Source organism: Tychonema sp. LEGE 06208, assembly GCF_015207505.1.
Taxonomy (GTDB): Bacteria; Cyanobacteriota; Cyanobacteriia; order Cyanobacteriales; family Microcoleaceae; genus Microcoleus.
Window position 1 is genome coordinate 1 of record NZ_JADEWT010000112.1, and the last position, 21,569, is coordinate 21,569.

At 46.6% G+C, this 21,569-nt stretch carries 17 protein-coding genes; 4 read left to right on the forward strand and 13 right to left on the reverse strand.

The genetic code is table 11. The features are described 5' to 3' along the window. The 5 genes from IQ263_RS23080 to IQ263_RS23095 all read right to left on the reverse strand — a co-directional run. Nucleotides 1-755, reverse strand: a 755-nt coding sequence (locus tag IQ263_RS23080) for a cation:proton antiporter domain-containing protein (protein ID WP_194070480.1), incomplete at its 3' end; no start/stop codon positions are given. Nucleotides 756-898: 143 nt separating this feature from the next. Continuing rightward, the gene (locus tag IQ263_RS23085) at nt 899-2,716 is read right to left on the reverse strand and encodes a DUF389 domain-containing protein (protein WP_194070481.1); all 1,818 of its coding nucleotides are present in this window, start codon (nt 2,714-2,716) and stop codon (nt 899-901) included. Between the two features lie 200 nt (nt 2,717-2,916). Beyond that, the gene (locus IQ263_RS29500; protein WP_255515779.1) at nt 2,917-3,042 is read right to left on the reverse strand and encodes a hypothetical protein; all 126 of its coding nucleotides are present in this window, start codon (nt 3,040-3,042) and stop codon (nt 2,917-2,919) included. 182 nt (nt 3,043-3,224) lie between these two features. Next, on the reverse strand, nt 3,225-4,691 hold the full coding sequence (locus tag IQ263_RS23090) for a glycoside hydrolase family 13 protein (RefSeq protein ID WP_194070482.1): 1,467 nt from the start codon (nt 4,689-4,691) through the stop codon (nt 3,225-3,227). A gap of 192 nt (nt 4,692-4,883) precedes the next feature. Then, nucleotides 4,884-5,036, reverse strand: coding sequence for a hypothetical protein (locus tag IQ263_RS23095; RefSeq protein ID WP_194070483.1), 153 nt, complete (start codon nt 5,034-5,036; stop codon nt 4,884-4,886). A gap of 608 nt (nt 5,037-5,644) precedes the next feature. Between IQ263_RS23095 and IQ263_RS23100 the strand changes: the two genes are divergently transcribed. The 3 genes from IQ263_RS23100 to IQ263_RS23110 all read left to right on the forward strand — a co-directional run bounded on the left by IQ263_RS23100 (nt 5,645) and on the right by IQ263_RS23110 (nt 9,526). Beyond that, on the forward strand, nt 5,645-6,934 hold the full coding sequence (locus tag IQ263_RS23100) for a glucose-1-phosphate adenylyltransferase (protein WP_194070484.1): 1,290 nt from the start codon (nt 5,645-5,647) through the stop codon (nt 6,932-6,934). Between the two features lie 1,160 nt (nt 6,935-8,094). Further along, nucleotides 8,095-8,379, forward strand: coding sequence for a hypothetical protein (locus IQ263_RS23105; RefSeq protein WP_194070485.1), 285 nt, complete (start codon nt 8,095-8,097; stop codon nt 8,377-8,379). Nucleotides 8,380-8,512: 133 nt separating this feature from the next. Then, nucleotides 8,513-9,526: a DnaJ C-terminal domain-containing protein gene (locus IQ263_RS23110; RefSeq protein ID WP_194070486.1), complete on the forward strand. Its 1,014-nt coding sequence runs from the start codon at nt 8,513-8,515 to the stop codon at nt 9,524-9,526. A gap of 165 nt (nt 9,527-9,691) precedes the next feature. Here the strand turns inward: IQ263_RS23110 and IQ263_RS23115 are convergent, their stop codons facing one another. From IQ263_RS23115 to psb35, 6 genes are all read right to left on the reverse strand, one after another. Then, nucleotides 9,692-9,964 (reverse strand): DUF1816 domain-containing protein, encoded by a 273-nt coding sequence (locus IQ263_RS23115; protein ID WP_194070487.1) that lies wholly within the window; start codon nt 9,962-9,964, stop codon nt 9,692-9,694. Nucleotides 9,965-10,228: 264 nt separating this feature from the next. Further along, nucleotides 10,229-10,519, reverse strand: a complete 291-nt coding sequence (locus IQ263_RS23120; RefSeq protein ID WP_194070488.1) for a DUF1816 domain-containing protein — start codon at nt 10,517-10,519, stop codon at nt 10,229-10,231. A gap of 469 nt (nt 10,520-10,988) precedes the next feature. After that, nucleotides 10,989-11,744 (reverse strand): LmeA family phospholipid-binding protein, encoded by a 756-nt coding sequence (locus tag IQ263_RS23125; protein WP_194070489.1) that lies wholly within the window; start codon nt 11,742-11,744, stop codon nt 10,989-10,991. Nucleotides 11,745-11,871: 127 nt separating this feature from the next. Further along, nucleotides 11,872-12,465, reverse strand: a complete 594-nt coding sequence (locus IQ263_RS23130) for a pentapeptide repeat-containing protein (RefSeq protein WP_194070490.1) — start codon at nt 12,463-12,465, stop codon at nt 11,872-11,874. 213 nt (nt 12,466-12,678) lie between these two features. Next, the gene (locus IQ263_RS23135) at nt 12,679-14,091 is read right to left on the reverse strand and encodes an HD domain-containing phosphohydrolase (RefSeq protein ID WP_194070491.1); all 1,413 of its coding nucleotides are present in this window, start codon (nt 14,089-14,091) and stop codon (nt 12,679-12,681) included. A 300-nt stretch (nt 14,092-14,391) separates the two neighbouring features. Further along, nucleotides 14,392-14,586 carry a photosystem II assembly protein Psb35 gene (gene psb35 / locus IQ263_RS23140; RefSeq protein ID WP_194070492.1) on the reverse strand — a complete coding sequence of 65 codons (195 nt, stop codon included), beginning with the start codon at nt 14,584-14,586 and terminating at the stop codon, nt 14,392-14,394. 136 nt (nt 14,587-14,722) lie between these two features. Between psb35 and IQ263_RS23145 the strand changes: the two genes are divergently transcribed. Further along, nucleotides 14,723-17,800: a glycerol-3-phosphate acyltransferase gene (locus IQ263_RS23145; protein WP_194070493.1), complete on the forward strand. Its 3,078-nt coding sequence runs from the start codon at nt 14,723-14,725 to the stop codon at nt 17,798-17,800. Between the two features lie 168 nt (nt 17,801-17,968). Here IQ263_RS23145 and IQ263_RS23150 read toward each other — a convergent pair whose 3' ends face one another. Together IQ263_RS23150 and IQ263_RS23155 are read right to left on the reverse strand one after the other, a co-directional pair. Further along, nucleotides 17,969-19,696: a phosphatase PAP2 family protein gene (locus IQ263_RS23150; protein ID WP_194070494.1), complete on the reverse strand. Its 1,728-nt coding sequence runs from the start codon at nt 19,694-19,696 to the stop codon at nt 17,969-17,971. Nucleotides 19,697-20,160: 464 nt separating this feature from the next. Next, nucleotides 20,161-21,381, reverse strand: a complete 1,221-nt coding sequence (locus IQ263_RS23155; protein WP_194070495.1) for an ABC transporter permease — start codon at nt 21,379-21,381, stop codon at nt 20,161-20,163. Between the last annotated feature and the right edge of the window lie 188 nt (nt 21,382-21,569).

Consider the following 21,569-nt stretch of genomic DNA (forward strand, 5'->3'; position numbering starts at 1 on the left):
ACCCCAATCACCCCCGACCCCCCCAAATCCTCCGCAATCAAATAAGTACCGTAGGCCGAAACCAACGTCAGAGACTGCTCCACCAGAGGTAAATCGAACCGCTGCGTCAGATAAGAAATCGCAAACCCGATTAACCCGCCAACCCCCAGCCCAATCCCCACCACCGTTATCAACTCCAGCAAAATCGGCCCCGGCGATAAATTAGCAGTTCCCTGAGCAAAAGCAGCCAGAAATCCAAACGCCACAACCGCCATTCCGTCATTAAACAAACTTTCGCCTTCCACCAAGGTGCTCAGACGCTTCTCAACCCCCAACTCCCGAAACAAAGCCGTCACCGAAACCGGATCGGTAGCTGAAAGGGTAGCCCCAATCATCAGCGCAGTTCCCAAAGAAAGACCGGCAAATTGATTCAAACCAATTGCCACACCCGCAATGGAAATCAGCACACCGAAAACAGCATAAAGACAAATAGGAATTAAATTCTGTTTTAAACTCGACCACTTCAAATTCCAAGCAGCTTCAAACAGCAGCGGCGGCAGAAAAATCAACAGAATCAATTCAGGCGAAAGATTCACCAACCGCACATCTATTAAAGCCAGTCCTGCTCCTACAATTACTAGCAGCAGCGTATAGGGAATTCGGCGCAACCAACTAACAATTTGTGGCAGAGTTGCCACACTCAAAGAAACTGAAAGCACCAGTAAAAATTGCTTCAGATTGTCTTCAATCGCCACTTCTTGTATACTTTCTATCATTTTAAAAATTTCCTATTTGTAATTATCGGATTGCATATAGCAATCCTAAATGATTTTCTGTAGGGACACGGCAGTGCCGTGTCCCTACAGATGGGTTTTGGGGAAATCACATTCCGTCTTTTCGACACTGGTGTTAAAAACAGTCAGCGTGTCACTCCTCCTTCAACTGCATCCTGCTGAACAGAAGGTGAGGAATTTTGGGGCGGTTTTTTGAGAACTGTTTTTAACTGGACAATTGGTTGAGTTGCAGTTGCAGTTTTAGTAATATAGCGATCGGGCCCAAGTTGCCATTTTGTTTGTAGGTAATTGCGGATTGCTTGCGATCGCTTTTGGGCGGGCGATCCAACTTCAGATGGCGCTTGACTAGATCTTATTTCAATCTGCAATGTAGGATTTTGCTGCACAGTCTTACCCAGTCGATCGAGCAATTGAACTTGATTTGCCGCAATTTGAGCTTGATTTAACGCAAAAGTAACCGTTCCAGCAACCGGCGCAATCCGATTGAAATTGACCTGCGCTGTAGGGTAATTTAATTGACTGCGGATATCCTCCACCAGCAGCGCTTGTCCGTCGGGATCGAGATCCCGCGGACTAAAGTAAGCAATCTGAATCCTTAACGGCGTCAGCGGGCTAGTAATCGCCTGATAACTCATCAATTGAGCCGGTAGGGGCAAAATCAGGGAGTCGAGGGCAGACTCCACAGCCGTCAAAAAACTCGATTGCAATTCCGCAACCGTCGGAGGAGGCTCCGGCTTGATTGTTTCTGAAACCTTTGTTGGTAACAGCTCGTTAGAAGCTATGGGAATTTGAATCAAATTCAGAGCAATTGACTCCAACGGCCTCCCGAGTTTCGCTGACAGCAATTGCTTGTATTGCTCTCGTTCCGCTTCCGTGTAAACCTTGCTAGTAACTACCTGAAGTTGAGCAACTAATTTACGCTTTTGTTCTCGAAATGAAAGTTGACTGATGTACGATCGCACCTTACCATCAGGAAAGTTACCAAAGTTTTTTTGCCAGATTTCTGTAGCGTTATTACGCAGTTCATTTTCTTGCTGCTTGCGAGAGATTTCGTCACTAAGTTGATTGTAAGATTGATACAGAGGAATCGAAGTCAATAAAATAGTCATCAAAATCAGCAGCAGGCGACTTGGCAAACTACCGATGCGCTTCAATCGTTCCGACGCCGGAATTCGCTCGACCAAAGACTGCATCCAAATACTTTCTCCATTGCTTTCCCGCCACAAACGCACTCGCTCGCGCACGGGAAAACTATCAATATGCAGAACCAAAAACACCAGCATCGCCATAAACGTAATAGCGACTAAGTTGGTAAAAAACAGCAGCCCTCCCCCCCGCGCCACCGCCAAACCGCTTCCGGGACTCAGACTCACCGCCATCCCAATCCCGTAACCCACCACACACAGCGGCGGCATCAACGCCACCGCGATAGAAACCCCCGGAATAGAGGTAACAACCCCCTTAGCCTCCTTGCAAATAGCCACCGCCCCCACAGCTCCAGAAAACAGCGCAATCACTAAATCCAGCAAATTTGGCTGAGTTCTGGCCAGAATTTCGCTGGTCATTTCCTTAAACGGCAAAATCAATACCAACACCACCGCAAAGGAAATAGCCAGCGTGCAGCTCAAAATTAAATTAACGAGGGCCCGCAGCGCCAAAATCGCATCCCCAGCAGCTAAAGCCAGCCCGTTTGCCAAAATACTCCCCATTAAAGGTGAAATCAGCATCGCGCCAATGATTACGGCCGGACTATTCAACACCAATCCCAGGGTAGCTATCCCAGCAGAAAATAAAACTTGAATCCAATAGCTCGCATCGGTCAGCGTTACGGATTGAGCAATGTCCAAGTAGACTTGTTCTTTGCGAAGGTTGCTCACCCCCAAATTTTGAGCAAACCAGCGGCTCAACCGAGAGAACTGCGCTAATATCTTTAGGCGCTGCATTACATATCCTGAGAAACAATAAATATTTTTTACCAACCTAGTGTAGTGCATTGATGCCTATCTTTGTGGTGGCAGCATCAATAAGAGGCAGTTTGTGTAGCTTGGGTTGAGAGAAACTGAGATATTGCACTATTTTCTCTAAGCTGATAAAAACCGGAAATAAAACCAAAAATATAAGTTTTTATCCTAGATTTTTAATCCTATAGCAATCCTAAATCATTATCACGTGCGGCGAACATAAATGTGATTTCCCCAAAATCCATCTGTAGGGACACGGCAGTGCCGTGTCCGGGAGATGGCAATGCCGTGTCCCTACAGACAATCATTTAGGATTGCTATATTCCCGGTTTTTGCTGGTTGTGCAATATGTCAGGAAGCACGAATCCTACATTTCACTTCGCCCAACAATATCATCAGTTCAGAAATCGAGTTTTCGACTTCAATATTTAGTTTTCACTCACAGATTAGGTCAAAAATCCAGTTGCTTTGGTTTCAAAGGTCTAAAGGACTAATTAGCAGTACCGATAATTAAACCCGATCGCGCGGGCAGATTCAACACTAACTTCCTAGTTTCTCCCTCACCTTCCCAAACAAACTCACCCTTGCCAAACAGCAATTTATCGTGAGGAAATTTCAAACTGGGAGTCTCAAAATTTACCTTTACCTCTTGAGTTGCCACATTCACCGCCACAATTATTTCTTCATCCTCCAAAATTCGCGCAAAGACGTAGACCGTGCCTTCAGCAAACAGGATTTTGTAAGTCCCTGTGCGGAGGGCGGCGTATTTGTGGCGCAAAGCTATCAACTGTTTGTGGTAATCTAAAACATCTAGTTCCCAGTGATCTTTTAAGGGAAAACTGCGGCGAGAATCTGGATCTAGAGCGCCCGGTAAACCAACTTCATCACCGTAATAAATGCTGGGAGCTCCGGCATAAGTTAACAGCAGCAAAGTCGCAATTTCGACACTAGAGCGATCGTCTCCAGCAATTGACAGCAACCTCGCAGTATCGTGACTGGCTAACAAATTTAGTTGAGTTAGCTGTATTTCCCACGGATATAATTCCAAAACTTTCTGAATCTTCTCGCCGTACTGCTTGGCAAACAGCGCCGGATAGGGGTAATAAGAACGACCTTCTAATTGGTTCATATCTACCCGATCGCCCGCAGCAAAAGCAATAGTCGGTGCCGCAAACAGATAATTCATCACGCCGTCAAATTGACTGCCATCGAGCCATTCTCTCGCATCTTCCCAGACTTCGCCGACAATGTAAGCTTCTGGATTAACAGCTTTCACTCTGTCTCGAAATTCCTGCCAAAATCCTTCTGTTTTAATTTCAAAAGGAACGTCCAGCCGCCAGCCGTCAATGCCGAATTTAATCCAATATTCGGCGACTTCCATAATATACTCTCGCACTTCAGGATTGTCGTGATTGAACACGGGCAGCGCTCGATTGCCGTCCCAACCGAGATAATTAGCTGGGAAATTGCCGTCGTAGGGGGATAGCGGCCAGCCTTCAACTTGAAACCAATCTAGCCAAGGAGAATGGGGGCCATTTTCCAGGATGTCATGGAAGAAGAAAAAGCCGCGGCTGGCGTGGTTGAATACGCCGTCTAGGACAATTTTGATATTGCGATCGTGGGCTGCGTCTAGAAGTTCTTTAAACGCTGGATTGCCGCCCAACATCGGATCTACTTGGTAGTAGTCGTGGGTGTGGTAGCGGTGGTTACTGGCCGACTGAAAAATGGGGGTAAAGTAAATGGCATTAATGCCTAAATCTTGCAAGTAATCTAGCTGTTCCATAACGCCCCACAAGTCGCCTCCTTTGTAGCTTTGGAGGGTAGGGATTTTGTGCCATTCTTCCCACATGAAGTTTTGCAGGAGGCGCTTGCGGGGTTGTTTGCTTTTGGCAAAGCGATCGGGGAATATTTGGTAGAATACGGCGTGTTTAACCCAGTCGGGGGTTTGAATTTGCATACAATTTTCCTAGCTTGCTATGGCTTAGGCTACAGTAGCAGAGGTTTCTAGGGAATCTAGCTTTTGGTAGAGAATATACACTCGATCGAGTTTTGTCGATCGACCGATCGTAAAATATCACACAAATTTGCCGTCCATCGGAGATTTCTCACTGATTTTATCTCAGATATCGATCGTCCCGACTCAGGTGTGTCATTGGTCATCAGTCATCAGTGGTGTGTCGCTGGCTGTGGGTGCAACGTCATCAGTCAAAGGCTGGAACCATACCAAAGGGCGATCGATCCTGGATGGATAAATTGCCACAAAGCCAGAATTAACAACAGAAAAATTGTAATTAACAGCCAAAACCCCGAACCTTATTCTGTCGTTAAACTTCCCTTATTTATCGATGGGTATTTTAACTCAAACCTCAAAATTTTTTTAAATATCCATGATTGATGGATGAGTATTTTAACTCACAACTCAACACTCATATAGCAATTCGAGCAACAGATGAGGTATCGATCCCTCAAGCCCTCAATCTCTCAATCCCCCAATCTAAAACTTGTACGCTCGCGACTTGTGAGCCAGCGTAGCCGAAGGGAGTCGAAGTATCTAAAATCTCAACTTCTCACCTTTTTGAAAAAGGCTACAACTATAGTCCCGCAGGCACTCCAACTCTCATAAACCTCGTTTTTTTCACTCCTATAGAACCTACGTAAAAAAATCGGTTTCTTGGAAAATAGTTGCTAATCCGAGAGATGCTCGATCGATAAACCTGGTATTTTTGCCTAGCCTGCGTCCTAGACTGTCTTATCGAGCGTAGGAACAAAGTATTTTGATTAAAAATCCCTGTTTCACCACCAGTGACTGAACTCAAAACTCAAAACTTCCTTGCTCCCCCCCCTTGTCAAGAAGCCCTCACCATTAGACACTGAACTTGGAGAGTTAATCGACCCTAGGGAGAAAGTTCCTTGAAAAAAGTCTTAGCCATCATCCTCGGTGGCGGTGTCGGCACCCGCCTTTACCCCCTAACAAAACTGCGAGCCAAACCCGCAGTTCCCCTGGCCGGCAAATATCGCCTCATCGATATTCCTGTCAGCAATTGCATCAATTCCGAAATACTCAAAATCTACGTTCTCACCCAATTCAATTCGGCATCCCTCAACCGCCACATCTCTCGTACCTACCAGTTTTCTGGCTTCAGCGAGGGATTTGTCGAGGTGCTCGCCGCCCAGCAAACCCAGGAAAATGCCAACTGGTTCCAAGGGACAGCAGACGCAGTTCGCCAATATCTCTCGCTACTAGAACAGTGGGACGTTGACGAATTCTTGATTCTCTCAGGCGACCACCTCTACCGCATGGACTACCAGAAGTTTGTGGAGAGACACCGCGAAACCAAGGCCGATATCACCCTCTCGGTTTTGCCGATGGACGAGAAGCGGGCGTCGGATTTTGGTTTGATGAAAATCGACGGAAGCGGCCGCGTTGTTTCTTTCAGCGAAAAGCCAAAAGGCGATGCGCTCAAACAAATGCAGGTGGATACTACTAAACTGGGACTGACAGCGCAGCAGGCTCAGGAAAGTCCTTACATTGCTTCGATGGGGATTTATCTGTTTAAAAAAGAAGTTTTGATTAAACTTCTGAAAGAATCTCCAAACCAAACTGATTTTGGCAAAGAAATTATTCCGAATTCTTCAAAAAACCATAACGTTCAAGCTTATTTGTTTGACGATTACTGGGAAGATATCGGAACGATTGAGGCTTTTTATGATGCTAACTTGGCTCTTACTAAACAGCCTAAGCCTCCTTTCAGTTTCTACGATGAAAATGCGCCGATTTACACTCGCCCGCGTTTCTTGCCGCCGACTAAGCTTTTAGATACTCACATCACTGAATCGATTATTGCTGAAGGCTGCATTCTCAAAAGTTGCCGGATCGATCATTCTGTGCTGGGAGTTCGATCGCGCATTGAAGCTGGATGTACGATTCAAGATACCCTGGTTATGGGTGCTGACTTCTACGAACCCGACGCCGAACGGCATTCGAGTTTAGACAATGGCGGTGTCGCCCTCGGTATCGGTGCGGATACTACAATTCGCCGCGCGATTGTGGATAAAAATACCCGCATCGGCCGCAACGTTCAAATAATTAATAAAGACCGAGTGGAAGAATCCAACCGCGAAAACCAAGGTTTTTACATCCGCAGCGGCATTGTCGTAGTCCTGAAAAACGCCACGATTCCTGATGGAACTATCATTTAGTTATTAGTCATTAGTCATTAGTGGTCAGCGCTCAATTTTTTGATTTAAAATCAGCCACCTGAAAGTCAGGTGACTGATGATAAATAACTAAATTAGTGACCGATTACCAATGACCGATGACTGATAACTGATAACTGATGACTCAAGGGATTTTTTTTTTTAGTTCATTATTAATTGCAACTGCTGATACCAGGTGGTCGCAATACTTGGCTTGATTTAAAGCACCGGGTTTTAATATGGTACTGTCTCTGTTACAGCCTTTCTCAAAAGAGTGAAAAATCAGTCGATTTTAGATTGGGATGGAGGGATTAAGAGATTGAGGGATCGATATTGCCTATGAGAACTCGAACTGTTATACAGGGCGTTGTGAGACTGATATGTTCGATCGCCTGCGTCTGGCGGATGGCTTCTGATTCTTATATTTGCGATCGTAGCACGACTGACAAACGCGCTGCCCGTTTCTGAGCAACACACAAATCTCCGAACGATCTTTCCAGTCGTCGCAGCAGCCACAAGGCCAACTTAGCAAATAATTCATCATGTCAATACCCTAGTAGCGTCAAAAGCTTATTGATATATACTATCCTATCTTAATTTTTTTGAAAGTGTGTACTCTAGTTAACAAATGAGGAAAAGATTATCTTATATTTTTGTGATTTAAGTCAATGAAGAAAGTGTCAAAATAAGATATAGCGTTTCTCAAAAAGGTGATAAGTTAGTCGCTTTTAGATACTTCGGCTCCCTTCGGCTACGCGAGCGTACAAGTTTTAGATTTTAGATGGAATAGTTTGTGATTGTCGATTTTCGATTGGGGAATTGAGGAATTGAGGGATTTTAGATTTTAGATACTTCGGCTTCGCTTAGCACAAGTTTTAGATTTTAGATTGAGGAATTGGGGATTGAGGGATTGGGGGATTGGGGAATCTATGGATTTTAGATGAAGCGATTGAGGGATTGAGGGATTTTTTATGGGGGGATTGAGGACTCGATCGCTCAATACTTCATATTTCGCTCAAACTGCTATAGTATAGCATCGGTACGGTTAGGGAAAAATGTCTCGCAAGGTTGTTGAATTTGGGCGCGCTTTAGGGTAAAGTACACTCACAATTTACGCTGCAAATTCTCCGAAACTTCCCGATCGGAACCTATTAGGATTGGGATTGCTTGAAAAGCTAGAGAAACAAAAGTGCGATCGCACCCTGCACCGCAAAAAACAGCAAAAAGAGCGATCGCCCGCGCCAATCTACCCTCATACAGAACTCGCACCAACTAGCCAGCAGCAGCTATCCCAGGCTCGCATCAAGGGCGGCGGGACTATCGGGCGCGCGGGCTACACCAAAATCAAGGGAGGCGCACAACGGCTAAAAACCTTAAATAGCAGCCAGGTGCGGAAATTGCGATGTCCCGTAAGCAACAACCGAACTCGATCGAGTCCCAACCTTTGATAACCTATAATTTAAATCAGATGCAGCAGGCAGTTTTTACCCTAAGCATCAAACTAACTTGCCATCTTGCTAATTAGGGATTTATTTTTTCTAACAACTAACAACTAACAACTAATAAAGAGAGGATTGCTTAATGGCTGCAACAGATTTTAAAGACTATTACGCTATTTTGGGACTCAACAAAACCGCCACTTCAGACGAAATGAAAAAAACTTTTCGCAAACTAGCGCGAAAATATCACCCGGACATGAACCCCGGAAACAAAGAAGCCGAAGCTCGTTTTAAAGAAGTAAACGAAGCTTACGAAGTGCTCTCAGACCCAGAAAAACGCAAAAAATACGACCAATACGGTCAATACTGGAAACAAGCGGCTACAACTGGCGGCGGATGGCCCGGCGGAAACAGTACAAATGTAGACTTTGGCGGCGTTGACTTCAGCCAGTACGGCAGTTTTGACGAATTTATCAATGCCTTGCTCGGCCGCGCGGCTGGTGGCAGTGCTGGTGCTGGTCGCAACGGTCAGTGGAATTACAGCACCTACCGCGGCGGCACCGGCGGGCCGGGCGGTTTTGGGGGATTTGAAGATTTCGCGGGGTACGAAAACCGCAGCGCAGGAAGCTCTCTCGATACCGAGGTGACGATTTCCCTAACTTTGGGGGAAGCGTTTCGCGGCACTTCTAAGCGAGTCGCCACGGGCGAAGTTTCGATTCCTGCGGGTGTGAAAACCGGCAGCAAAATTAGGGTGAAAGGCAAAGGTCAAGTTGACCCGTACACGAAGCAGCAGGGAGATTTGTACCTCAAATTAGAAGTTTTGCCTCACGCTTTTTTCCAGTTTGAGGGAGAGAATTTAATTTGCGAAGTGCCGATAACTCCCGATGAAGCGGTGTTGGGAGCTTCGATTGAAGTGCCTGCGCCTGAAGGTACGATAGTGGTAAAATTTCCAGCCGGGATGCGTTCTGGCCAGTCTTTGCGGTTGCGAGGTAAAGGATGGCCGAAACCGAAGAAGGATGAACGCACTGATTTGTTGGTCAAAATTGCGATCGTTCCGCCCAAGGAACTCAGCGCCCTAGAGCGCGAATGCTATGAAAAAATCCAGGCCAATCGCACTTTTAATCCCCGAAGCAATTTAAGCCAAGCGCTACTTTGAAACAACCTGCATTGCGCGTACCAGACAACGCCAAGAAGGAAAGCGAGTCATCTGTGGGGTTGAGGGGGGTTTGCAAATATCGTGGATCTGAAGTTATCGATATTGGTGAACCCGTTGTGCATTGGATGCAAGCTCGATCTATTCATACTCGATCGTTCCACTTTCTCAAGACTCATCGCTAGCTGTTAGCTGACTGGGTTGGCTACCTTCTTGGATTTTAATGCTAATGTTTTTAGCTCCTTTTTTCTCCAAATCTTTGATGTAGCCGTTGGTGTTATGAGAAGCTTCATCTTTGCTTTCGTAGGGGCCAAAATAATAGGTGCGCTTGGGCAAATCTGTGTCAACTTCCACCCACCACTGGCGACTTCTAGCACCCATCGGTTGAGTTAGTATCCAGAAAGCAGCAACGTACATACCTAATAGATAAAGTCCGAACATAGTAGCTATCCCTGAAGTTAAGTAGTTTGTAATGTTCTTAAGCTACCAGGAAAAATAGATTGATCGGATCGTCCTATATGCTGATTTAGCTCTGGTAATTGTTGAGGGTAAATGCTGGTTAATATCTGCATTTTGGTGGAGAATAGTTTGAGGTTTCGGCGATGTAAGTCGTTGCAACACGTACAAATTCTACTCCCAGCGGACTAGGAGAAGATAATGTTTATATTATTGTTGAGGTTTCAGTTAACTCAACTTTCAAAAGTTTTAAGGTGCGATACTCTCTGAAAATTCATCTTCGTAAATGGTGAGAGCCGAAGGCTGACACCGTTTGATGCGGATGCTTACTCTTTTGGCTCCTTCGCTTTCCAAATCTTCGAGATAGCCCGGAGTATGACTGGAGGCTTCTTGGTCGGTGTCGAAGGGGCCAAAATAATAGGTACAGCGAGGCAAATCTGTGACGATTTCTACCCACCATTTTTCGGGTCTGCGGGAGTTGGGCGCAGCAAGCACGGACAAGACTACGATGTAGATACAAAATAAATAAAATCCGAGCATTTTTCCTCTTTTGGGGTTATTTATTTTCTATTGGGCTTATGCTGATGAACTGGGTTTTTAGGATACGTTAGAGGTTGCAGAGTATCTCTCAAGAAACGGGGTTTCTCTTGTCCTGCGCGCAAGTCTTGTTATAAATTTACCAAGGCAATTTGTGCGATCGCCTCGATCTAAGTGCTGATTTTGAGGTGAGATATAAAATCCTAGGGAATAAGCTATTTTGTATTTAATTTTAAGCTCGATCGCGCTATAAATTGTCACGAGAGTTTAAATATCGAGTAGCTGGCAATTTAGATGCGCGACAGATGGGTTCGGGAAATATGCCGAAATGTAGAGTGACTTTACGCTAGCACCGCCACAGCTTGAAAAACTGTGGCTAAAATAGCAAAACCCGCCGCGGCGGGTTGTTTTGTTAAGCTATAAAATTATTCCAACAAATCTGATTTGTCGGCCCGCATCAGGAGGCTGAGGTTTAACGCTTGCCTTTGGGGAACTGTTCGATGCCAGCCCAACCGTAAAAAACTAGCTCGTCGTTTTGAACTCGGCAGCGGTCTACTCGTAATTGAGTGCCTTCTAAGGCAAATTTGTCTAAATCTAGCAAGTTATTTACGTGGGCAATTATAGCTTGACCCAAGTCTACTGCTTGCTGGTCGCCTCCGTATGTAACGCTGACAAATTGGATTTTGCGTCGGTCTTCTACTTGCAATTGAGCTGTAATATCTATGTTGACTGGTTCGCTGGAATTGCCGATCGCAATTTCGGACTGCAGCCTAATTGATTTGTCTGTTCCGAAGCTGACTTCTGTGTTTTGAAAGTGCAGAGATTGCTCTTGATATTTCAGCTTCTGGAGTTTTTCAACTACAAAAGGTGTGTTGAATGAGGTGGTTAAATCCGATCGACTTAAGACTATTCGCATATTTGCCTGGGTAGGCTGCCGCAATTTCACGCTTCCTGCAAAAATCGCCCCAAAATCAATGGAGAGTGCTTGCAGGTAGAGTTCCATCACTTCTATGCGAAGGCCGTTGTACATCAACATACCTTTGCCAATGAAGTCGAAACCATCGATGCTTCCCTGCAATAGTTTGGCTACTGGTTCGACTCGGATGTTGGCTTCGGCCTTTTCCGAACTTTTGAATAAGGCCGCGATCGCAGCTCCTGCTACTTTGCTGACAAGGCGATCGCCACTTTGACCTTGAAAGGATGTACCGCTAAACAAAGCTGCTACCATTTATGCGTTTGCTGATCTAATGTCGCTATTATAACCTCCCATTAAGAAATGTTAAAATAGCTTGTGCTTATTCACTTTATAAGTTGATCTTGTTTTTGATCTGCCTAGAAAGGAATATATTTGAAATTTAAGGACTCAGCGGGGTGCCTTGGAGACAGGCGCGATCGAGCAAAGCTCCATCCCATATGGTTTGTTCGATCGCAGCACAGAGCAAATTAGCCCCCGTCAGGTTAGCCCCGCGGAGTACGGCTCCATTCAAGATGGCTTCTTCCAAATCAGCGCCGGACAAATCAGCACCGGACAAATTAGCATGGCTCAAATCGGCAGATTGCAAAATTGCCCGAACCAAAGCTGCGCCGCGCAAATCGGCACCACGCAAATCGACACCGCTCAAATCCAAATTGCCGATCGCAGCGCCTGTCAAAAAAGCACCCCCAAAACTTGCCTCGCGCACTAAAGCATTAGCAAAGGAAGCTCCGCGCAAATCGGCATTCCGAAAATCTGCGCCCCGCAAATCTGCGCCACTCAAGTCAGCGCCGCGGAGGTTTGCTCGCAATACGGCCCGCTGCAAGTTAGCGCCGGCGAGATTAGCTCCTGCTAAGTTGGCTTGAGACAAGTCGGCACCAGCGAGAGCGGCCCCTCCTAAGTCTGTGCCGGCTAAATCTCTGCCGGCCAACATATAAACTTTGCCTTTGCGTATAGCTTCGAGGTCGTTAGTCATTAGTTTTTGGTCAGTTGTCAGTTGTCAGTTGGCAGTTGGCAGTTGGCAGTTGTCAGTTGGCAGTTGGCAGTTGTCAGTTGGCAGTTGGCAGTTGGCAGTTGTCTGTTGTTACCAATAACAAATAACAAATAACCAATAACAAATAACCAATAACCAATAACCAATAACAAATAACCAATAACTACTAACTAAAAACTAATTCCCGCCATCATTTTATAACACCGGAGCGGCTGCGGTGGTTCGATCGCCCAAATCTTCCAACCAGACATTCGGCAGTTGGCTGGGGCGATTCGGCAACTGCATCAAACCCATTTCGGCTAACCTGACGACGTTGCTGAGAGTTTCCACCAAAGCCGGATCGAAGCGAAGGCCGCACAGTTGTCGGCACTCTTCCAAAGCTTCCGCCAAACTCAAAGCCGGACGATCGCCCCGTGGTTGAGTCAATTCTTGAAAATAAGCGACCAACCCCAAAATCCGCGCAGCAATCGGTATCTCTTCGCCTCGCAAACCCTCTGGCCTGCCGCTGCCGTCCCAATATTCGAGTTTGTGCTTGACAATTTCTGCTACAGGTGCTAGTTCCGGCATGGCTTGCAGCAATTGGGAACCGATAAAACTGCGATCGCGCCAAAATGAGAAAGTTGATTGGTCAAAAGCATCGGGAGTGCGATCGAACACCTCATTTGGCGCGGAAACCAAGCCGATTCTAAACAGCAATCCGGCCAGCCGCAGCCTCCGCAACTGCAAAGCCGGCAAATCCAGCAGTTGACCCAAAGTTTCCGACAAAGCCGCCACCTGCAAAGAAGCTGTGGGATTTGAAGTATCGCGTTCGTCCACGCGCTGCGCCATCCGCAGAAAAGCTTGAAGTTTGTTGGCGTTCAAATTGCGGCTGACGCGCAAAGCTTGACCTTCCAATTCCCACAAATCGCGGGTTTGGCGGTTAATTGCTACCATTTGTTGCTGAGAACTTTGCAGGTAAGTGACGATCCGCGATACTACGCCGCTAATATCTGCCAAGGGCGGGCCTTTGGTGGCAAGAATCGATCGGTAAATTTCCTGCAAACTGTCGGCTAGGGGAGAATTATAATGTCGTGTCTGTTCTATAAAAATTTCTGCGGAGGCTGACACTAAGGACTGGTCAAAGGACCACAAACCGTAGAACTTTCGTTCTGTATCAACTTCTGGCTTGCCCTCTGGCAAATATTCTTCGCTGGAAAGTTCGCGGCAAAGCACCATTGCTTTGTATGTCGGGGCGAGGATGATCAGATTCCATTCTTCGATGATGGGGTCGTTTTCATCGAGATTTATTAAAGATACATTTTCTAATTGCCCGGTTTTGTGTGTAGCGAAACCGCTGTCGGCTACTGCACCGATGACAACGCGCCGAGAGGCGTTAGCAATATCCAGGTAGCGATCGGCTTCCTGTAAATACCATTTACCCTGCTGAAACGTCACCAAAACTAGGGGTTTGAGTTCGAGTTCGTCCCCGCTGCTGGTTTGCAAGATGTGGTCTTCTAGGGCGTGACACAGGGCTACTAGGGTGTTTTTGAAGTAAACCCCGTAGCTAGAAGGCAGTTTTCCGTCGGGAAGTGTAGCTTGTAGTCTGGCGAGAGTTGATTCTGGATTCATTGCAAAAGGCGGTGCCGGCTCTTATTTATTGTAGCGGGCGATCGAGTTTTTTTAGCATTTTTTCTCATTCCCAGGCTCTCAACTGCGGCGCATCTAATTGTAACAATCTTATTTTTCTAAACTTTTGTGGGTGGGATTTGAGTAGCGCCCAAAAAGTTAAATTTAAACTGGCAATTTCAGGAACCCGGTTTCTTGCGTGATTTATCGTCAGTCAACGCAAAACTCGTAGAAACCGGGTTTTTAGCGACATATCGATCGGCAATGAAACTGTCGCTACGTCTTGTCTGAATAAACTTTGTTTTACTTATCTTTTGTCCCCGAAACCTCCGCAATTAAATTATCTTTATCAACTTTCGGAACAAAATCAGGGCGTTCTTTGGATTCCCAGCCGGGGGGACGCTTGGAGTTGTACCACGCAATGGAGCCGATACTAACCGCGGCCACAAATCCAACACCAAGAACTGAGATGGGAATAATTAGGTTGCTTTCTACCATTAGGTTAAAATCCTTATTTACTTTACTTCTTTATCATTTTATGTGCTTTGGGCGATCGCGCAATATATCTGAAGGCTGAAAAAGTGAGTGCATTGCAGCCATAATACTTAGATATGGGAATTTGGGGGCTGATTTTATGTCGCTGTTGACAATGGCATTGCTGTTAGCTGCCAGTTTTGCCCTCGGTGCTTTGCCGCTTACTAGCTGGGTGGTGCGACTGGTGGGCGGCGGTGATTTGAGGCGGTTGGGCACGGGAAATGTTGGTGTTTCGGCTGCTTTCATTCACGGCGGGAAATTGGCGGGGATTGCTGCGGTGTTGGCGGAAGTTGGCCGGGGTATTTTACCGGTTTTGGCGGGCAGATTTTACTTCCCGGATGCACCGGAAATTGCGATCGCCCTGTTGATTTCTCTAGTCGCGGGCAGGTACGCGATCGCCGGAGGTGGAGGTGTCACTAATGCCGTTTGGGGTCTTTTGGTGTTTTCGCCGCCGGTGGCTGTCTCGTCGGGTATCTGGGGGCTGCTGGTGTGGGGTTTGGCACAGCGGTGGTGGGCGAAGGGCGATCGGGCGAGACTCTTTGCTTCCCGCTGCGGCTGTCTGTGCACTCCTCTCTGGGTTTGGGTGTGGCGGCAATCTTTGCCCGAATTTTTAGCAGCAGCAGGATTAGCTTTGTTGTTAGTGGCGATTAATATCCGTCAGGGTGATGATATGGCTTTATCTAAATCGGAACAATTGTTTTCTCTAGATGACTCGCTGGATGCTGCAATCTGCGGCGATAAAGCTGCTAAGTTGTCTCAGCTAAAACGCGCTGGTTTTAATGTTCCTAATGGCTGGATTTTGCCATCGAAGGAAGAAGGCAGTTCGGCAGCGGATTTTGTAGCGGATGTAGCGGATGTAAGAAAGAGGGAAGAGGGCAGTTCGGCAGCGGATTTTGTAGCGGATGTAACGGATGTTAAGAATAGGAAAATAGGCCGAGGAAATAATCGGAAGTGCGATCGCCCTTCAATCAGTAATTTTGTCATCCAAAACCTCAAAGCGAAAATCCCCAACCGCATAATTGTGCGCTCTTCGGCTGCGGGAGAAGATGGTGATTTTAGTTCCGCCGCCGGACAATATCAAACCATCGGCCCTGTTTTGACTGAAGCAGAATTGCTCGACGGCATTAATTGCTGCCGCCAGTCTTATTGGACTTCCGAAGCTGTGGCTTACCGCCGCCAGCGACAACTCCCCGACACTCAAATGGCTGTCTTGATTCAGCCTTATATTGAAAGCCAAATTGCCGGAGTTATGTTCAGTCGCAATCCTTTAGATGGCGGTTGCCAAATCATTATTGAAGCTTTGCCTGCGGGTGCTGCATCTGTTGTCGGCGGGCAAGTTACTCCGGTTCATTTGGAAGTTGATTTTAGCCAAGTTGAAACTTTAGAAGAAAATTTAAGCGCCCTAGAATTTAGTTCAATTCTTGATAAATCTATTGTATCAGAATTAGTCAAACAAGCGCAAGCCATCGAAGCTTTTTTTCACGGCATCCCGCAGGATATTGAGTGGAGTTGGGACGGGGAAAAAGTTTGGATTTTGCAAAGCCGCCCGATTACCAATTTGCAGCCGTTTTGGACGCGGACTATTGCGGCAGAAGTGATTCCCGGTGCAATTCGCCCGCTAACTTGGTCGATTAATCGGCCGCTGACTTGTGGGGTTTGGGGAGAGATTTTTCAGGTGGTTTTGGGCGATCGCGCTGCTAATCTAAATTTTAATGAAACAGCAACTTTGCTTGGTTCCCACGCCTATTTTAATGCGACTTTGTTGGGCGAAATTTTTCGGATGATGGGATTGCCGGAACAGGGTTTGGAATTTTTGCTCAGAGGGCAGAAGATGGGTAAACCGCCTTTGGGGAAGATTTTGCCTTCTTTGCCCGGTTTGTGGCGTTTGGTGCAGCGGGAGAGGTCGCTAAATGCAGATTTTGAGGGCGATCGTACTTCTATTTTTATCCCCGCGCTGCAAAGTCTGGAGAAGTCAGTTGGCAGTTGGCAGTTGGCAGTTGGCAATAGTAACAATGCCCAATGCCCAATGCCCAATGCCCGATGCCCGATTCCCAATTATCAATATTTGTCGGAGTTGTTAGAGAGAGCAGAGCAAATTCAGGAGTGGCTGAAACCGATTACTTATTACAATATATTAGGGCCGATCGGGCTGGCTATTCGCAAGGCAATTTTTCGCGTTCCCGATGAATGGTTGGACAATGGTAATGCACCGGAAATTGCTTCGGTGCGGGCTTTGCAGCAGTTAGCAAAAAAGTTGCGGGAAGCTGCGAGTTCGCAGTCAAACGAGACTATTTCAACGGCACAACTAACGCAGATATTTGCTGAAAGTTCGGCGCTGCAAGCAGAATTTGCAGAGTGGCTTGATACTTACGGATATTTGAGCGAAGTGGGGACGGATATTGCTGTTGCTACTTGGCGCGAACAACCGGAAATTTACCAAAAGTTAATCGTAACTATGGCTCAAAAATCTGCTGTAACTAATTTAGATGAAAGTCGAAAGTTGGGTTTGAGTTTTTGGCAGAAATGGCGATTGGATAAATGTCAGGAAAGAACTACAGTCAAAAATGAAATTAGCCAAGTTTACGCCCGGTTGTTGGCTGATTTGCGCTGGACTTTTTTGGAGATGGAGGCTTGCGGATTGGTAATGGAAGTATTTGCGGAAGCTGGGGATATTTTTTATCTGGAATTTGGGGAGATTCAGCAGTGGATTCGCAGTGGCGCGAGTGTTGGTTTTCAGGATACCATTAGCCAAAGGCGCGATCGCCTGTTAGCCGATCGCGATCGCCCGATTCCTGCTGTAGTCTACGGTAATTTGCTGCCAAATTCTCGGCAAAGGTCGATCGACTCAGCAACATCCGCAACTGGCATTATGCAGGGAATCCCCGCAAGTATCGGCTGCGTCGAAGGTTTTATCAAGATTTGCCGCACCGCCACCACAGATTTAGGTGAAAGTGCGATCGTTGTCGTACCCTACACCGATGCAGGTTGGGCACCCCTGCTGTTAGGAGCAACAGCAATTATATCTGAAGTGGGTGGCCAATTGTCTCACGGAGCAATCATCGCTCGCGAGTACAAAATTCCCGCAGTTATGAATATTGCAGAAGCTACAACTCGCCTGCGAGACGGTCAAAAAGTGCGGGTAGACGGATATCTCGGCACTGTAGAATTGCTGGAATAAACGAAACGAAAAATGTAAAAACTTATGCCTGCGGTACGGGCAGGTTTTGCCAAAAATAATTGCCTAAAACCCATAATCTAGTAAATGCGCCCCGCCACATAAAAAAGCCGTTTATTCACTATCATGCAAGATATCCGCCCTACAAACCGCTCTCAAATTGCCTCTTTCCTAAACTAAGAAATTCTGGACAACATAATTCCCCAAACTTCTACCAGAACTCAAACCATCTAGGTTAGCACTCATGAAATGGATGCCTCCGTAAAGGCGGCTCATCCCCGATTCGTCAGCAGCTTCGGCAAAGTTTTCAAAAGTTCGCAAACTGTTGACAGATTTATCTCCCTTGTCCGCAAAGCCGTAATCCGAACCGAATACAGCATTCAGAACAGGCTCTGCCGCACCGCTAAAGGTACTGTGGCCCGACGTGTACTCAGGGAACGGCGGAGTTACCAGCAGCGGAGTCCACAGGGGGTCGGCTGTCGTGTTGGGGTTGTTGTCTCTGTCAGCTTCGCGGATAGCTGTCACCGGCCGCCACAAATTGTACTTGTACTTGGTATCCCAAGAGACAACAGCAGCATCGGCGAGGGCAAAATTTAGCAGGGCGAACAACCGGGCGTTATCTTCCAGAGAGTTACCCGCCAGGGCGGCTGCATCTTCGGCGATTTGGTTCCAGTGGCCCGGAGGCGTAAAAGTACCTGCACCGTTGGCCCAGAAGTTGGCGATCGCAGTTTGATCTGGGGTGCGCGTGAGACTGTCACTTTTGCCGATTTCTTTGACGAAGTTAACTTCCTCTGCGTACTTGGCGCTGTCAAGGGCGGGGGGGCCCTCTGTGCGAAACTGAGAACCGCTAGTCATAGCAAAGGGAGTAACGCCGGGCCACTGCGGCGCCAGGCCTACAGCAAAAGCGGGGGGAGTCGGCGTCCAGAGACCGGGCTCGGTTGAGGGGGTGTACGGCACTTCTGTCTTTGTGCCGTCTGTACTCCGCAAAGTGATAATTTGGTCGGCCACCTGTTGTCCGAGGGCGATGCCGTCTTCTTTAGATTTACCGTCAGGAATTTTGGCTAAAGACGATGCGTATGCTTCGTTGAATGTGGCTGCTTGGGCTGGGTAGAGGCTGACTAAGACGCGGAGGGCAGCGGCTGCTGTGGCTGCTTCTGGTGATGTGCCTGCTGGTGCATCGATGCTGATCCGGTAAGGGCTGTATTTTTTGGTGATGGAGTTAACAGAGTCGTAAACGGCTGCCTGAACCATTGCCATGTTGCGGGAGGCCAAAGGAGGCGGGCTGTTGCCTGTCCGCACTGCATTCAGCATGACTCCGTTCCAATCGAGGATGGGGTTTCCCGATAATTGAGTTGTGAAGTTGGATCGGTCGATCGTGCTGCTGTTGACTCCTGGCAATACTGCTAAATATTCGCCCGTGAGTTTGTCTTGAATTACCGTGCTGTTGCTGTTAGCGTCTGTGCCTTGCTTGATGTCTAAGTCGTCAAATGTGAGGCCGTCTAGCAATCGAATTTTGTCGCTGCCACTGCCGAAGTCTGTGATGTAGTCGGCTGTTGCTACCGTTGGGCCGCCGCTGCCTTTAGCAATAGCAAATATATCATCGCCTGTGCCACCGGTCATTGTATCGCTACCCGCACCGCCGTAAATGATATCGTTGCCGGAGTCGCCCAAAATTAGGTCGCTGCCTTTGCCTCCCCAGAGAATGTCATCGTCTGCACCGCCGGAAATCGTATCGTTGCCTCGATCGCCGCAGATTTTGTCTTTGCCTGCATCGCCTTGGAGATAGTCGTCTCCGCTGTTGGCATAAATTATGTCGTTGCCATCCAAGGCGTTAATTCTGTCTGGTTCTGAAGTTCCTTCGAGATAGTCGAATTTAGCAGTACCGGTAAGAGAAACCATTGGTATTTATGGGATATTGTTGGTTAAGTAATAGCAAAGACTCACAGTACAGATAAATGATCGCATCTGTTCGCTTCTGATTTATCTTATGATATTTTGCGCTTACTACGTAAATACCCTGACTTCAACTTTATGAAATCTTTAATGTTTAACTTATTTTTATAAATTTTGGGAATTCTTTGTAAGTAAGTCGGTGGGGAAAAACACAACTGTGTTAAGAAAGATAAATGAGGCTAAAACCCCCATCCCTCCTGCATTCTGTCTCCTGACTCCTGCCTCATCCCAACTACAAATATTTACGCCTTTCTACTTACACAAAAGTACCTAATTTGTTCTAATTATTTACAATCTTACTGGCGTTTTTAATATTTTTTTAAGTTATCTACATGGTGAGAATCAAAGTATAAAATAACCGTAATTAATCCGGTATTTACTTAAGCACAATATATATATGCGATTATTTTTTAAGCACTTCTCAATGCTGCGATCGGGTCGAGTTTTGATGCCTGACGCGCCGGGACAACGCCGAAAAACAGACCTACAGTGCCGGATACGCTGACAGCAAGGGCGATCGCCACGGGTGAAATGCCAGCTTGCAGGGGCGTGAAATTACCTACAAGCAAAATACCGCCCACACCTACGCAAGTACCTACTATCCCTCCGGCAGCGGATAAAATTATAGCTTCGACGATAAATTGAAACAGGATATCTTGTTGCGAAGCCCCGATCGCCTTTCTCAGCCCGATTTCTTGAGTCCGCTCGCTCACAGATACTAGCATAATGTTCATAATCCCAATTCCGCCTACTAACAAAGAAATACTAGCAACAGCAGTTAGCATCAGTGTCAGAGCCCCGGAAATCGCACCCATTGTCGCCATTAAATCTTTCTGATTTCTGACAGTAAAGTCATCTTCTGTGGTAATCTTGTGCCGCAGTCTCAGCAAGTTTTCTACCTGAAATTGAGCCGCGTCCATTTTCGACTCATCTTGAATAGAAATAAACAGCGAGGTGACAGCTAAACCGTAGGGAGATTTCCGCCCGACAATGCGGTTGGCCATTGTGGCGATCGGCACAACAGCCGAGTTATCATAATTCGTACCAAAAGATGTGCCTTTGGATGCCAATACTCCAATCACTTTCATGCTGACATCTTTGACTCGTACTTGTTCGCCGAGGGGGTTAGCATTGTCAAACAATTTCTCGGCCAATTCTGAACCTAACACTACAACTTGATTGTTTTGCTTAACATCGAGTTCCGTCAAAAATCGCCCTTTAGCCATTTCAAAATTTCTGACAGTGAGAAATTCTGGAATTGTGCCAAAAATTAGAGACGAAACATTTTTGTTGCTGTAGCGAACAATCTCCGAACTGTTGAGTTCTGCTGAAACACCTTGCACCGACGAGACTTGAGTGGCGATCGCCTTAGCATCCTCTACTATCAATGTTTGAGGCGCGCTGGCGATCGAACTTCGCCTAGCATTGGGCACTCCCGGCCTCACTATCAATACATTTGTACCCAGGGATTGAACTTGTCCTGCTACAAATTTTTGTGCTCCCTCTCCAATTCCAATCATCGCAATTACCGAAGCATTTCCGACAATCATCCCAATCATCGTTAAACTGCTGCGAGTTTTGTTTGCTACCAATGTTTGACCCGCCATTTTAACGCTTTCAATAAAATTCATACTTTGTTATTTGTTATTGGTTATTTGTTATTGGTTATTTGTTGTTTGTTGTTTGTTATTGGTTATTGGTTATTGGTTATTGGTTATTTGTTGTTTGTTGTTTGTTGTTTGTCATTTGTCATTTGTTATTGGGCATCGGGCATCGGGCATCGGGCATCGGGCATTGTAATTGAAACCCACAAATAACC

Excerpts from the sequence above, each read along its gene's own strand:
- IQ263_RS29500 (WP_255515779.1), bottom strand. The coding sequence starts at position 3,042 with ATGATTGTCTGTAGGGACACGGCATTGCCATCTCCCGGACACGGCACT.
- IQ263_RS23085 (WP_194070481.1), bottom strand. The coding sequence starts at position 2,716 with ATGCAGCGCCTAAAGATATTAGCGCAGTTCTCTCGGTTGAGCCGCTGG.
- psb35 (WP_194070492.1), bottom strand. The coding sequence starts at position 14,586 with ATGGTAGAAAGCAACCTAATTATTCCCATCTCAGTTCTTGGTGTTGGA.
- IQ263_RS23120 (WP_194070488.1), bottom strand. The coding sequence starts at position 10,519 with ATGCTCGGATTTTATTTATTTTGTATCTACATCGTAGTCTTGTCCGTG.
- IQ263_RS23090 (WP_194070482.1), bottom strand. The coding sequence starts at position 4,691 with ATGCAAATTCAAACCCCCGACTGGGTTAAACACGCCGTATTCTACCAA.
- IQ263_RS23130 (WP_194070490.1), bottom strand. The coding sequence starts at position 12,465 with ATGACTAACGACCTCGAAGCTATACGCAAAGGCAAAGTTTATATGTTG.
- IQ263_RS23150 (WP_194070494.1), bottom strand. The coding sequence starts at position 19,696 with ATGGTTTCTCTTACCGGTACTGCTAAATTCGACTATCTCGAAGGAACT.
- IQ263_RS23145 (WP_194070493.1), top strand. The coding sequence starts at position 14,723 with ATGTCGCTGTTGACAATGGCATTGCTGTTAGCTGCCAGTTTTGCCCTC.
- IQ263_RS23110 (WP_194070486.1), top strand. The coding sequence starts at position 8,513 with ATGGCTGCAACAGATTTTAAAGACTATTACGCTATTTTGGGACTCAAC.
- IQ263_RS23115 (WP_194070487.1), bottom strand. The coding sequence starts at position 9,964 with ATGTTCGGACTTTATCTATTAGGTATGTACGTTGCTGCTTTCTGGATA.
- IQ263_RS23135 (WP_194070491.1), bottom strand. The coding sequence starts at position 14,091 with ATGAATCCAGAATCAACTCTCGCCAGACTACAAGCTACACTTCCCGAC.
- IQ263_RS23125 (WP_194070489.1), bottom strand. The coding sequence starts at position 11,744 with ATGGTAGCAGCTTTGTTTAGCGGTACATCCTTTCAAGGTCAAAGTGGC.
- IQ263_RS23155 (WP_194070495.1), bottom strand. The coding sequence starts at position 21,381 with ATGAATTTTATTGAAAGCGTTAAAATGGCGGGTCAAACATTGGTAGCA.